Source organism: Streptomyces sp. NPDC038200 (assembly GCF_055600785.1).
Genome location: NZ_JBVJYH010000030.1, coordinates 1 through 14038, shown reverse-complemented (window position 1 = coordinate 14038; position 14038 = coordinate 1). Strand labels below are relative to the sequence as shown.

At 71.9% G+C, this 14038-nt stretch carries 8 protein-coding genes; 5 read left to right on the top strand and 3 right to left on the bottom strand.

From position 1 onward, the window contains the following. Positions 1–76: 76 nt before the first annotated feature. The 3 genes from ACZ7KF_RS38150 to ACZ7KF_RS38140 all read right to left on the bottom strand — a co-directional run bounded on the left by ACZ7KF_RS38150 (position 77) and on the right by ACZ7KF_RS38140 (position 2429). A complete protein-coding gene (locus tag ACZ7KF_RS38150) occupies positions 77–568 on the bottom strand; it encodes a hypothetical protein (protein WP_471086114.1) in 492 nt (163 codons plus the stop codon). A gap of 78 nt (positions 569–646) precedes the next feature. After that, positions 647–1159, bottom strand: coding sequence for a RipA family octameric membrane protein (locus ACZ7KF_RS38145; protein ID WP_471086111.1), 513 nt, complete (start codon positions 1157–1159; stop codon positions 647–649). 58 nt (positions 1160–1217) lie between these two features. Further along, positions 1218–2429 carry a hypothetical protein gene (locus ACZ7KF_RS38140; protein ID WP_471086108.1) on the bottom strand — a complete coding sequence of 404 codons (1212 nt, stop codon included), beginning with the start codon at positions 2427–2429 and terminating at the stop codon, positions 1218–1220. Positions 2430–3062: 633 nt separating this feature from the next. On the opposite strand from ACZ7KF_RS38140, the gene ACZ7KF_RS38135 reads away from it, so the two are divergent. The 5 genes from ACZ7KF_RS38135 to ACZ7KF_RS38115 form a co-directional block, all read left to right on the top strand. Next, positions 3063–3779 (top strand): alpha/beta fold hydrolase, encoded by a 717-nt coding sequence (locus tag ACZ7KF_RS38135; RefSeq protein WP_471086105.1) that lies wholly within the window; start codon positions 3063–3065, stop codon positions 3777–3779. A gap of 210 nt (positions 3780–3989) precedes the next feature. Then, positions 3990–4604, top strand: a complete 615-nt coding sequence (locus ACZ7KF_RS38130) for a helix-turn-helix domain-containing protein (RefSeq protein WP_471086102.1) — start codon at positions 3990–3992, stop codon at positions 4602–4604. A gap of 5 nt (positions 4605–4609) precedes the next feature. Beyond that, positions 4610–6016 carry an MFS transporter gene (locus ACZ7KF_RS38125; protein ID WP_471086099.1) on the top strand — a complete coding sequence of 469 codons (1407 nt, stop codon included), beginning with the start codon at positions 4610–4612 and terminating at the stop codon, positions 6014–6016. A gap of 263 nt (positions 6017–6279) precedes the next feature. Further along, entirely contained in the window at positions 6280–13023 is a 6744-nt protein-coding gene (locus tag ACZ7KF_RS38120; RefSeq protein ID WP_471086096.1) for an amino acid adenylation domain-containing protein, read from the top strand. 47 nt (positions 13024–13070) lie between these two features. Continuing rightward, a partial coding sequence (locus ACZ7KF_RS38115; protein WP_471086093.1) for a condensation domain-containing protein occupies positions 13071–14038 on the top strand: 968 nt, incomplete at its 3' end.

The following is a 14038-nucleotide window of genomic DNA, read 5'->3' as shown; positions in this document are numbered from 1 at the left end:
ATCACTGACCGGACAGGCCCGTCCGATCAACCGTTCAACCCGTCAAAGAGACACGCTCTGGCTCCGCGCCCCCCGGTCAGCCGGCCCGACGGGCTTCCTCCGGCCACACCACATCCACGGGCATTCCCTGCGCCCGTGCCTGGAGGACCACGTCCGCCGTGCCCCCGCCCTTTCCGCTGGGGGGCTCCCCGTTCCAGACGGCCACGAGTCGGTCGGCGTGTTGCAGGAGGGCGGCGTTGGCGGCGTCGTAGGCAGCCCGGTCGGCCGTCTCGTGCGGCATGACCACGACCTCGTCGGCGGCTTCGACGAGATGGTCGAAGAGGGGCGCGTGGCGTGGGCCGACGACGGTGCGGCGGTAGTCGCGGGAGGGGATGATCGCGACCAGCCGTCCGCCGTTGGCCAGTACGGACTGGGCGAACAACGAGTCGGAACCCTCGGCGATGCACGAGACGCCGACGAGTGCGCCGTCGCGGGCGTACGGCCGGAGCAGCCCGTCCAGGGCGGCGCGGACCGCGGGGACGCTGTCCGCGGCCAGGTCCATGTGCCCGGTCACCGCGATGGTTGTCATGGACCGTCCCCTTCACCTCGACGGAGGGATCCTATCCACCGCGGGTCCTGGCACCGTCCTTGCCGCTTGGCGGTGGGCTCACCGTGTCGCCACGGCCCCGAAGGCCACGAGGTACGACAGTGCGAAGACGACCGGCACCCACTGCTCCACGTGCGTCAGCGGCATGTAGGTGCGCCAGTCGCGGCCCTCGCCGAGCGCGCCCCACTCCGCCCGCGAGTACGCGTAGGCCGGGAGCTTCGCCTCGAAGGCACCGATCACCGCGTACTTGGCCGCGTTGAGCTGCCGGTACGAGCGCACCATCACGTACCAGGCCAGGCATTGGGCGAGGAGGATCAGCAGTCCTGCCACCAGGAGCCAGGCGGAGGAGTGCGGCCAGCCCGCGCCGGACCCGGCGGCGAGGGCGCCGACGACCGCAGTGTTGAGTGTGAGGAAGAAGGTGTTGGTGAGATTGCGCCGGGCACTGACCCGGTCGGCCATCTCGACGCACAGCTTGTACTGCTCCAGTATCGCCGCCTGGTACTTGGCGGTGCCGTCGCAGAAGTCCGACGGGCTGATGCCCTCGTTCCAGAGCCTGTCGTCGATGCCGGCCATGCGTTCATGATGACCGAACACCCCTTGCGGCCGGATCGATTCCGCCAAACGGGTCCGTTCAGACTCCGCAGCCCCGTTGACCGGCCGCCGACTCCTCCGGGTGACGCCAGGGCTCCCATGCCGGAAGCCGGTCGAGCGCCGGGCCCAGTCCCTTTCTCACCAACCCCAGCACCCGGTCACGGTGCCTGGTGTCCCGGATCTTGTCGCTCCCGAAGAAGACGAAGTGCGGGCTCCCGCCGTCGTCGAAGTAGACCGCGCCCTTCAGCGAGAGGTTGCCGGCCGGCTCTCCCTCCGGATAGGGCGGCAGCGCCGGTGGTGGCCAGGGGGCACGGACGCCGTCCCTCATGGGGCTTCCAGCCGCCTCGGCCAGGGCCGTGCCGGCCGCGGCGCGAAAGCGCACGTAGGTCTCCCGGCCCGGGACGAGCAGCACGAGACGTCGTGCGGGCAGTAACCGCATCGCCTCCGAGAATTCCCACTGCAGTCCGGCACCCGGGCCGACCGCGATGACCACCAGTCGGGCCCGCAGCATCAGGTCGCGCACCGTGTCCTGCCAGTTGTCGATCGGCAGGTACAACCGCCGGGCGCCCACCAGGGGAAGTCTCTCTCCGGGGCGGCCCACGGCCACCATCGGTGCCACCGGCTTGAGTGCCTCGGCGAGTTGCTCTTCCTCCGTCAGTCCGGACAGGCGGAAGTCCGGCAGCACGGCGCCTGGTCCGGGAGCTCTGTGCTCGGTCTGCTCCAGCATGGTGCGCGGCAGGTCGTCCTCGAAGGACCTCAGGTAGAGGGAGTAGGAACCGCTCCGCAGGTCCTCGGGCGACTGGATGATCTCGGACAGGTGCTGTCGTCCGAGCACCGCGAGTTGCCGGGCGCCCGACAGAAGCGTGTACCCGGATGCCGAGGCCAGGGGAATCAGGAGGTCGAAGTCCCACCAGGGCACCGAGAGGTCGTCCCGCCAACTCCTGTTGATCGCGTTGAATGCGGCGATCGCCAGGAACAACCGCACGGGAAGAAATGTCCCCTCGGTGGGAAGTCTGCGCAGAATGGCCGCCCGGTAGACGACTACCAGGACTGCTCCCGCGGCGACCGCGCCGGCCAGGGCCACCGCCAGGTGCCACCACTTCTCGTGTGCGTCGGCGAGGAGGGCCCCTTCCGGGAGTCTTGTCTCCTGCCAGTGCTGCACGGCCACGAGTGCCAGGGCGGCGCCGACTGCGCCAGTCGGCCACGCGCTGATGGTGAGGAACCGGCCCCAGACGGCCGATTGCCGGGGCACCGCGGGATGTAACGCGCGGGCCGGTGCCTCCGACGAGTGTGATGCGGGTGCCGTACGGTCGCTGTCGCACCCGTCGGCGTTCGCGTGGTCCGTGTTCTCCTTCGACATACCGTCGCCCCCGTCCCGGGCGCCCCCTCGACCAGGCCGGCCGACCACCGCCCGCTTGTTCCACCAGGGTGGCAGATGGTGCGGCAAGTCGTCCTCACATCCATGTTTCTGTCCGGCTGTTCCCGGGAGCGAGGAACGCACGGCGGTCATCCGCTGTCCCGTGTCGGACCGCATCGTCCCTGGTAGGGGTAACGAACTACCCCGAGTTCTCGCCCGTCGGCGGGAGTTGAGCTGCGTGGGCGGTGGTCGGGTCGCTGGTTCGGTAGCGCCCAGGGGTCGTTCCGATGATCGACGCACCACGCTCGGTGTGAACCGCCAAGACGCCACTGGCGGCGTACACCAGGTGTCCCTGGGCGTGGGACTGTGTCGCGCTCGATTCCCCGGACGGCGAGAGGTGCTGGCCGCCGGATGCGCAGCTGCGTGATGTCACACGGGTCTGGCGAGGTTGGCGGCGAAGAGGCATCGGTTGGCAGCCTATCGGTCGCCGGCTACACCCCCGCCGGGTGACATTCGACGTCGTACGGAGTGGTCTTCGATCACGCGGAGCTCGAAGCCTCGGCTTGCGGAAAGGGGAAGCGCATGGCGACGTTCGTGCTCGTGCCCGGCGGTTGGCACGGCTCCTGGTCGTTCGAGGCGGTGGTGCCTCTTCTGGAGCGTGCCGGCCACAGCGTTCATGCGCTGACCTTGACCGGTCTGCGGCCGGACGACGACTCGACCGTCGCCGCCGCGAACCTCGACACCCACGCTGACGACGTGTTGCGGCACCTGGATCGCGCCCGCATCACCAGCGCGACGCTGGTCGGCCACAGCTACGGCGGCATGGTGGTCGCCGCGGCAGCCGATCGCGCCCGCGGCCGGGTGACCCGCCTGGTCCATCTCGACGCCTACGTCCCGCGGAACGGGGAGCCGTGCTGGTCTTCCACGACCGAGCGCTATCGGCAGGTGTTCGTGGCCGGTGCCGCGGACAGCGGCTACGCCGTCCGCCCGCCCGACGGCGGCGATCCCCGCCGCCGCCCTCACCCCCTCGCGTCGTTCCTCCAGGCGATCCGGCTGACCGGCGCCCTGGCCGACATCCCGCGCCGCGAGTTCGTCTTCTGCTCGGGATGGGACGGCACGCCCTTCACTGAGCAGCGCACCCGACTCGGAACCGATCCCGGGTGGCAGGTGCACGACCTCCCGACCGGCCACGACGCCATGCATGAGGCACCGGAGGCCGTTGCCGCACTCCTGCTCGGCGAATGACCGCGGAGGAGTCGACGCACTGACAGGGGCAGGCCGCCCGAGCGGCAGCCCCGCTCATAGGGCCCGCATGGCGGGCCAGGCAGGCGGGCACCCCAGCCGGCGCTGACATCAGGCCATCCAACCGACGGAACTCAGCCATCCCCTCGATTGCAAAGACTTCTGTGCACAGAAGTCTTTGCACAATAGTCTTTGTCTTCTACCGTGGGGTCCATGGAACATCCCGAGCAGCCGCCCCAGGTCCAACTGAACGCTCGCAACCTGCGGGGCGTCGCCCATCCGCTACGGGTGCGGATCTTGACGGTCCTGCGGACGGAGGGGCCGGCCACGGCCACCACGCTCGCTCGGCGGCTGGACCAGAACACCGGCGCGACGAGCTATCACCTGCGCCAGCTCGCCGAGTACGGCTTCATCGTCGAGGCGCCGTCCCGGGGCGGCCGCAGAGAGCGGTGGTGGCAGGCGGCGCACGTCAACACGGTCGTACCGGACGACTCGGTGCTGGCGGGCGGGGAAGGTCTCGGCATCGCCTACCTGCAGGCGCTCGGCCGCGTCTGGTCCGACGCGATGACGACCGCCATCGAAGCGACCGCCTCGCTGTCGCCCGAGTGGCGCGAAGCCCAGGACTTCGGCGACTACGTGCTCACCCTCACCCCCGCCGAGGCCGAAGAGCTGTCGGCGGACATCCACCGACTGCTCCGTCGGCGCACCTCCCCGCCGGATCCGGCGGGTTCGCCGCTGCCCGAGGGCGCGGCGCGGGTCGCCTTCCAGTTCCAGTTGTTCCCCACCAGTGCGGACCGGCACGTCTCCCACCCCCCAGACTCGGAGTGAGAAAGATGACCTCTCGGCACGCGGCCGCCCAGCAGGCGGCGGACAGCGGCACATGCACGCCCTCCCCGGACGCCCCGGACGCCCCGGCCGGCGGGCCCCGGGTCCTGCGCGGACTGGTCGGCATGCTGTCGGCCAACGCGGCGGCCCTGTCGGCCAACCGGGTGCTCTCCATCGCCCTGCCCTGGTTCGTCCTGACGACGACCGGCAGCGTCGGCAAGACCGGCCTGGTCGCCTTCTGCCAGATCGTGCCGTACGTGATAGCCCAGGCGCTGGCCGGGCCGATCATCGACCGGGTCGGCCCCAAGCGCATCAGCGTTGCCGGCGACCTGGCCTCCACCGTCGCCACGGCCACCGCCCCGTTGCTCTACCTCACGGGACACCTGTCCTTCGGCCTGCTGCTGGGGCTGCTGGCCGTGGTCGGCGCGGCGGACGGCCCGGCCAACGGGGCCAAGGGGCTCTTCGTACCGGCGGCGACCCGCGCGGCCCGAGTGCCGCTGGAACGGGGGACCGGCCTGTCAGCGGCGGTCGAGCGGACCGCGACGACCATCGGGCCGGCCATCGCCGGCGTGGTCGTCGCCTCCTTCGGCAGCCTCTACGCCCTGTGGATCACCGCCTGCCTGTTCGGCGTGTCGGCACTGGTCGTCTCCACCACCCTCAGCGACCCGGTGCCCGAGCCGCACGAGACGCCGGTCGACGAGGCCGAGGGCTATCTCTCGCGGCTGCGCCAGGGCGCGGTGTTCCTGCGCGACGCCAAGCTGCTGCGGTCCATCGTGTGCATGCTCGCCGCCACCAACCTGCTCGACCAGGCGTTCATGTCCGTGCTGCTGCCGGTCTGGGCGAAGGAGACGGGCAACGGCGCGGAGGCCGTGGGCCTGGTGGTCAGCGTCTTCGCCGCGACATCGATCGTCGCCGCGCTCGTGGCGGCGGGAGTCGCCGAGCGGCTGCCCCGGCGTGCCGTCTACCTGATCGGCTTCACCCTGGGCGGCGTCCCGCGTTTCGTCGCCATGGCCACGGGCGCGCCGCTGTGGCTGGTCCTCACGGTGCTGGCGGTGGGCGGCCTGGGGTCGGGCTTCGTCAATCCGATCGTCGGGGCCGTGACGTACGAACTGATCCCGACCCCGTTGCTGGGACGGGTCAAGACACTGGCCCAGGCCGTCACCTGGGCGGGCATCCCGTTCGGTGGGCTGCTCGGCGCGGGACTGGTGACGGTGGCGGGCACCTCGGGCGCGCTGTGGATCGTGGGCGGGCTCTACCTCGTCGCCATCGGCGTGCCGGCCCTGAACCGGGAGTGGGCAGGCATGCGCAAGCGGACGGTGTCCGACGTGAGCCCCCTCGGCACCGCGCACGAGAACGGGAGTACGGCCGGTACGGCTCCCGTCCCCGGGGAAGCGGTGGCCAGGGCGGCCGCCTGAGCCGCGGCAGGGGACCGGCGCCGGCCGGGGCGGTGGGACCGCCCCGGCCGGCTGCCCGCTTCGTGCGCCCGCCTCCGCCGAGGTGCGCGGCACTCCGCCCGGCGGGCGAACCGCCAGGTGCCGCATCCGGAGGGGCAGAAGTGTCCACGTCCGGCGGGCAGAAGTAACCAGTTATCTCCTCAAGATCGCTCTGCGAGCATCGGATTCGGCTGAGTTTCCGAGGGGTTTTCGCGAACGGTCGATGACGAGGAACTGGTGGACACATGACGACGAATCCGATGATGACCGCGGACTCCGGTCAGACGGCCGAGCGGGGCGGTTTCTCCCCGGCCGAAGCCCGCATCGCCGCAGTGTGGAATGCGGTGATCGGCACTGAGGTGGCCGCGGCGGAGGACGAATTCTTCCGACTGGGCGGAACCCGTCGGCAGGCGACGGAAATGGCCCGCCGGATCGCGGAGGAATTCGGTTCGGAATTCGGCACGGAACCGCTGCCCGAGCCGTTGACGGTGCGGGCGGTGGCGTCCTTCCTCGCGGAGGAAGCCGTGCTGAGGGCCCGCCGGCTGTTCGAGTCGCCCGATTTCGACGCCGAGGAGGCGGCGGACGCCATGGGCGCCCTGATGGCGGTCGGGACTCCGGACGATGCTCCGGTCATACCCCGCGCACCCCGGGACGGGCGTCCGCTGCCGCTGTCGTTCGCGCAGCACCGGCTCTGGTTCCTGGACCAGTTGGAGCCCGGCCGGGCCGAATACCTGATCCCCATGGGACTGCGCATCCGCGGTCCGCTGGACGTCCCGGCGCTGCGTGCGTCGCTGTCGGAGCTGGTGGCCCGGCACGAGGTGCTGCGCACCCGCTTCGTCAGCGACGCGGACGGCCACGCCGGCCAGATCGTCGACCCGCCCCGGCCGCTCCCTCTCGCCGTCCACGACCTGAGATCCGTCGCCGGGGACCACGCGCGCGAGGAGGCGGCCACCGCGCTCGTGGACACCGAGGGCTTCCGCCCGATGGATCTCGGCACCGGACCGATGGTGCGTGCGCTGCTGATCCGGCTGGCCGAGGACGAGCACCTGCTGTCCCTGACGGTGCATCACATCGCCTTCGACGGCTGGTCGGCGGGGGTGCTGTCCCGGGAGCTGACCGCGTTGTACGGCGCACGGGTCGCGGGCAGGGCCACCGGCCTGTCCGAACCCCCCCTCCAGTACGCCGACTTCGCGGTATGGCAGCGCCAGTGGTTCACCGGCGACGTGCTGGCGGAGCAACTGGACTACTGGCGCGGCCGACTGGCCGGCACCGAGCCGCTGGAACTGCCCACGGACCGCCGGCGACCGGCGCGGCGCAGCGGCCACGGCGCCATGCTCACCTTCCGCGTGCCGGCCGAGACCGCCGACGGCGCCCGCAGACTCTCCAAGGAGACCGGCGCCAGCCTGTTCATGACACTGCTGGCGGTCTTCCAGACGGTGCTGTCGCGCTACAGCGGCCAGGAGGACATCGCGGTCGGCACCCCGATCGCGGGCCGCAACCGGGCCGAGATCGAGAACATGGTCGGCTTCTTCGTCAACACGCTGGTCATGCGCACCGACCTGTCCGGCGACCCGACGTTCACCGAGCTGCTCGACCGGGTCAAGGACACCGCGCTCGGCGCCTACGACCACCAGGACCTGCCCTTCGAACGCCTGGTGGAGGAGCTGGCGCCGCAGCGGGACCTGTCGCGCAATCCGCTGTTCCAGGCGATGTTCGTCCTCCAGAACACCCCCGACAGCCGGTCGTGGGAGCTGCCGGGCCTGACCGTGCGGCAGCTCGACGTGTCCGCCCAGGACTCCAAGTTCGACTTCACCTTCTACGCCACCGAGGCCGCCGACGGCGCTCTGGACGGCACCGTCGTGTACTCCACCGACCTGTTCGACGAGGCCACGATGGCGCGGCTCGCCGGACACTTCGAGACACTGCTGGCCGCCGCCTGCGCCACCCCGGACGCCCGGCTGTCCGAGCTGGAGATGCTGACCGCCGCCGAGCGCCGGACGATCCTGGACGAGTGGAACGGCGCCGACACCGACGCCCCGGACACCCTGACCGTGACCCGGCTGATCGAGGAGCGGGCCGCTCGCCACCCGGACGCGCCGGCCGTGACGTGCGGCACCGACCGGCTGACCTACCGGCAGCTCGACGAGCGGGCGGAGTGGATCGCCGGCCGGCTGCGCGAGCGCGGTGCCGGGCCGGGCACCCTGGTGGCGGTCTGCCTGGACCGCGGTGCCGACATGGTGTGCGCGCTGCTCGGCATCCACAAGTCGGGCGCGGCGTACGTGCCGCTGGACCCGGCGTACCCCACGGACCGGCTCGCCTACATGGTCGAGGACAGCGGCGCCCCGCTGATCGTCACCCAGTCCGCGCACACCGGCCGCCTGCCCGCCCACACGCCGACGCTGCTGCTGGACGGGTCCTGGCCGGAGCCGCCGTACACCGCCCCCGCCGGTCCGGTGGCGCAGGCCGGTCCGGACGACGTGGCCTACGTGATCTACACCAGTGGTTCCACCGGGCGTCCCAAGGGTGTGCAGATCACCCACGGCGCGCTGCGCGCACGGATGCGCGAGACATGCCGTGAGCTGGAGCTCACCCCCGAGGACCGGGTCCTGCAGTTCGCGTCGATCGCGTTCGACTCGTCGGTGGGCCAGATATTCGCCCCGCTCGTCTCCGGAGCCGGCCTGGTGCTGCGCGACGACGCCTGGGACCCGGGCCGGCTGGCGGCGGCGCTCCGCGCATACCGGGTCACGGTGGCGTGGCTCACCCCGTCGGCGTTCGGGGCGCTGGCCGCCGACCTGGACGGGCCGGACACGCTGGGCCCGGAGCTGCGGCTGGTCCGGCTCGGCGGCGAGGCGCTCCAGCGGGAGCAGGTCCGGGAGTGGTTCCGGCACTGCTCGGTGCCTCTGGTCAACGGCTACGGGCCCACGGAGGCCGCGCAGGAGGCGACGACCGCCAGGATCACCGGGCCCGTCGACCGGGTGCCGATCGGCCGGCCGGTCGCCAACGCGAAGGTCTTCGTGGTTGACCGCCACGGCCGGCCGGTGCCCGTGGGAGTGCCGGGCGAGATGTGGATCGACTGCCCCGGACTGGCCCGCGGCTACCTCAACCGGCCCGAGCTGACCGACGAGAAGTTCACCGTCGTGGACGTGGACGGCGCACCACGGCGCGTCTACCGCACCGGTGACCACGCCCGATGGCTGCCGGACGGGCGGCTGGAGTTCACGGGCCGCGCCGACAACCAGGTCAAGCTGCGCGGCTACCGCGTCGAACTGGGCGAGATCGAGACGGCGCTGCTCGCCCACCCCGCGGTCGCCGGCGCCACCGTCATGCTGCGCGAGGACGTTCCCGGAGCGCAGAGGCTGGTGGCGTACGTGGTGCCCGTGGGGTCCCTCGACGCGAGCGGGCTGCGTGCCCACCTCCGACGCGACCTGCCGGACTACATGGTGCCCGCGGCGTTCGTTCCGCTGGAGCGCATACCGCTCACCCCGAACGGCAAGACGGACCGCCGGGCGCTCCCCGTCCCCGCCGCCGACCGGTCCGGACTGGGCGCCGCGTACACCGCGCCGCGCACGGACGCCGAACGCACGGTGGTCGAGGTGTGGTCCGAGGTGCTGGCCGTCGACCGGGTCGGCGTGCACGACGACTTCTTCGCACTGGGCGGGCACTCGCTGCTGGCCACCCAGGTCGTGTCGCGGCTGCGCCGGCGGCTGGGTGCCGACGTCCCGGTGCGCACGCTGTTCAGCGCGCCTACCCCGGCGCTGCTGGCCGCGGCCGTGACGGAGCTGGACGGCACCGGGGCGGACCGCATCCCGTCGGTGCCGCGCGACAGCGGTCCGCCGCCGCTCAGTTTCGCGCAGCAACGGCTGTGGTTCCTCGACCAGTTGGAGCCGGACCGGGCCGAGTACCTGCTGCCCTTCGCCTTCCGCCTGCGCGGCCCCCTGGACATGGGCGCCCTGAACGCCGCGTTCACCGCGGTGGTGGCGCGCCACGAGATCCTGCGCACCCGCTTCGGCACGGACACGGCGGGCTCGCCGGTGCAGCTGATCGACCCGCCGCGGCCGGTGCGGATGCTGGTACGCGACCTGCGCGGGCTGGGTGACGTCACCGCCCGCGAGGAAGCCCTGGCGGAGGTACTGCGCGAGGACGGACTGCGGCCGGTCGACCTCGGCACCGGACCGATGCTGCGCGCGCTGCTGGTCCGGCTGGCCGACGACGAGTGCGTCCTGGCGGTCACCGTGCACCACATCGCCTTCGACGGCTGGTCGGTGGGCGTGCTGGTGCGCGAGCTGTCCGCTCGGTACGCGGAAGCCGTCTCGGACCGGTCCGGCACGTCCGGGCCCGGCCCGCTGCGGGTGCAGTACGCCGACTACGCGGTGTGGCAGCGCGCCTGGCTGTCCGGCGCGCCGCTGGAGCGCCAACTCGCCTACTGGACGGAACGCTTGGACGGACTGGAGCCGCTGGAGCTGCCGACCGACCACGCCCGGCCGACGGAACGCGGCGGACGGGGCGAGGCGGTCCGGTTCTCCGTGCCCGCCGAGGTCGCCGCCCGTGCCCGCGCGGTGTCCGCCGAGAGCGGCACGAGCCTGTTCATGACCCTGCTGGCGGTCTTCCAGCTGCTGCTCGCCCGCTACAGCGGGCAGCGGGACATCGCGGTGGGCACCCCGATCGCCGGCCGCAACCGCGCCGAGACCGAGGACCTGATCGGTTTCTTCGTCAACACCCTCGTCCTGCGCACCGACCTCTCCGGCGACCCTGCCTTCACCGAACTCCTGGACCGGGTCAAGGACACCGCCCTGGGCGCCTACGACCACCAGGATCTGCCCTTCGAACGCCTCGTGGAGGAACTCGCCCCCAACCGCGACCTGTCCCGCAACCCCCTGTTCCAGACGATGTTCGCGTTGCAGAACGCACCGGGCGCGGACGCCTGGAACCTTCCGGGGCTGTCGGCGGAACCCGTCGAGACCCCGGTCCGGAACGCCAAGTTCGACCTGTCGATGTACCTCGCGGAGGCGGCGGACGGCACCCTGGACGGCGCCGTCGTCTACGCCGACGACCTGTTCACCGAGGACACCGCGCGCCGCCTGGCCGGCCACTTCACCAACCTGCTCGCCGCGGCCACGGCTCGCCCGCACAGCGCGCTGTCCGAGATGGAGATGCTGGACGCGAGCGAGCGGCACCGCATCCTCACCGAGTGGAACGACACCGCCTCGCCCGTTCCGGCGACGACACTGCACGGGCTGTTCGAGCAGCGGGCGGCCCAGAACCCGGACGCGGTGGCCGTCGTCTGCGGCACCGACGCCCTGACCTATCGTCAGCTCGACGAACGGGCCAACCGCCTCGCCCATCGGCTGCGCGCTGTGCCGGGCATCGGTCCGGACGTAAGCGTGGGCGTCTGCCTGGAACGCTCGCCCGCCATGGTGTGGACGCTGCTCGGCATCCTCAAGGCCGGCGCCGCCTACGTGCCGCTCGACCCGGAGCACCCGGCGGAGCGGCTGGCGTACCTGGTGGCGGACTCCGGCGCACCGCTGATCATCACCGACACCGCGCACGCCGCCCTGCTGCCCGAGGGCCCGGACCTGCTGGCCGTGGACCGGCCCGCCGACCTGCCGGACACCCTCCCCACGCACGCGCCGGAACCCCTCGCGGAACCCGGCGACCTCTGCTACTTGATCTACACCAGCGGCTCCACGGGCCGCCCCAAGGGCGTCCGCATCGAACACCGCGGAGTGGTCAACTACCTGGCCGGCATGCAGCACGCGTTCCCGCTCGCCGAGGGCGAGGGCTTCCTCCAGGCCACGCCGCTGTCCTTCGACGTCTCGGCGTACGAGATCTTCTGGCCCCTGTGGCAGGGCGCCAAGGTCGTGCTGGTACCCGGCTCCGACCGGCTCGACATGGCCGAGGTGTCCCGCCTCATGCGCGACCACCACGTGGTCGGCCTGCACTTCGTGCCGAGCCTGCTGGACCTGTTCGTCTCCCGGGTGCGGCCCGCGGACTGCACGCACCTGCGGTACGCCTTCGCCAGCGGCGAGCCACTCCAGCCGACGCTGGTGAGCCGGTTCACCGAACGCTTCCCCGGTGACCTCGTCAACCTGTACGGCGCCACCGAGGTCTCGGTGGACACGACGTACTGGCGGGCCTCGCGCACCGACCCGGCCGGCCCGGTCCGCGCGGGCCGGCCCATGGTCAACCAGACCGTGTACGTCCTGGATCCGGACCGCCGTCCCGTACCCGCGGGTGTGCTCGGCGAGGTGTACCTCGGCGGCGACAGCGTCGGACGCGGTTACCACCAGCGGCCCGAGCTCACGGCCGAGCGCTTCGTCGCCGACCCGTTCCGCGGCGGCCGGATGTACCGCACGGGCGACCTCGGCCGGTTCACCGCGGACGGCGAACTGGACCTGCTGGGACGCATCGACCGTCAGGTGAAGCTGCGCGGCGTCCGGGTCGAGCTCGGCGAGATCGAGGCGACGCTGCTCACCCATGACGCGGTCGGGGCGTGCGCGGTGGTGGTCCGGGAGGACACGCCCGGCGACAAGCGGCTGGTCGCCTACTGCGTGCCCGCGCCCGGCGGCACGGTGGGGGCCGGAGCGCTGCGCGAGTGGGCCGCCGAACGCCTGCCGCGCGCCATGATGCCGTCCGCCTTCGCCGTCCTGCCGGAACTGCCGCTCAACCGGAACGGCAAAGTCGACCACGCGGCACTGCCGGCCCTCGGGAGCGACGGCGACAGCACGGCCGGATACACCGCGCCGAAGGACGAGATCGAGGCGGAGATCGCCGGAATCATGGCCGCCGTGCTCGGCGTCGAACGCGTGGGAGTCCACGAGGGGTTCTTCGACGCCGGCGGTCACTCCCTGCTCGCCATCCAGCTCGTCAACCAGGTGGAGTCGGCGACCGGAGTACGCATCGGCCTGCGACGCCTTTTCCAGTCGCCCACGGTCATCGGCATCAAGCAACAGCTCATCGAATCGTTCGACGCGCAGGAACAGGATTCCTGAACCAGCGGCCCACTGCCCACGCGAGAAGACGAAGAGGACGGAACATCATGGGCGAGAACTCGGTCGAGGCGCGGCTGCTGTCCCGTATGCGGCGGCGCGCGGAAGCGACCCGAATCGTACGCGCCGACCGGGAGGCCGAACCGCAGCCGCTGTCGTTCGCGCAGCAGCGGCTGTGGTTCCTGGACCGGTTGACGCCGGACAGCGCGGATTACCTGGTGCCGACGGCGCTGCGGGTGCGGGGCGCGCTGGACGTCGCCGCCCTGGGCACGGCACTGTCGGGGCTGGTGGCCCGGCACGAGGTGCTGCGGACGGCGTTCCCGGCGGACGACAACGGCACACCGCGGCAGGTGATCAACGCACCCTGGCCGGTGGACGTCACGGTCCACGACCTGCGGGCCGAGGCGGACGCGGAGACCCGCGCGGGCGAGGTGCTGCGCGCCGAGGCCACGCGGCCGTTCGAGCTGGACGCCGGCCGCCTCCTGCGGGCCGACGTGGTGCGGCTCGCGGACGACGACCAGTACGTGCTGATCACGCTGCATCACATCGTGTCGGACGGCTGGTCGTCCGGGATCCTCGCGCGAGAGCTGCGCGAGCTGTACGCGGCCGCCGTCTCCGGCCGCGAGGCGTCACTGCCCGAACTGCCCATCCAGTACGCCGACTTCGCCGTCTGGCAGCGCGAGCAGCTCGGCGGCGACTCCGTGGAGCGGCACGTGGCGTACTGGCGGGAGCGCCTCGCCGGAGTCACGCCCCTCGAACTTCCCACGGACCACCAGCGTCCGGCACGGCCGAACGGCGGCGGTGACGTGGTCACCTTCTCGGTGCCGCCGGAGGTGACGGAGGCGCTGCGGGCGACGGCGAGCGGGCAGGGCGCGAGTCTGTTCATGGCGCTGCTGTCCCTGTTCCAGATCGTCCTGGCCCGCTACTGCCGCCAGGACGACATCGCGGTCGGCACTCCGATCGCGGGCCGCAATCGTGCGGAGACCGAGGATCTGATCGGCTTCTTCGTCAACACGCT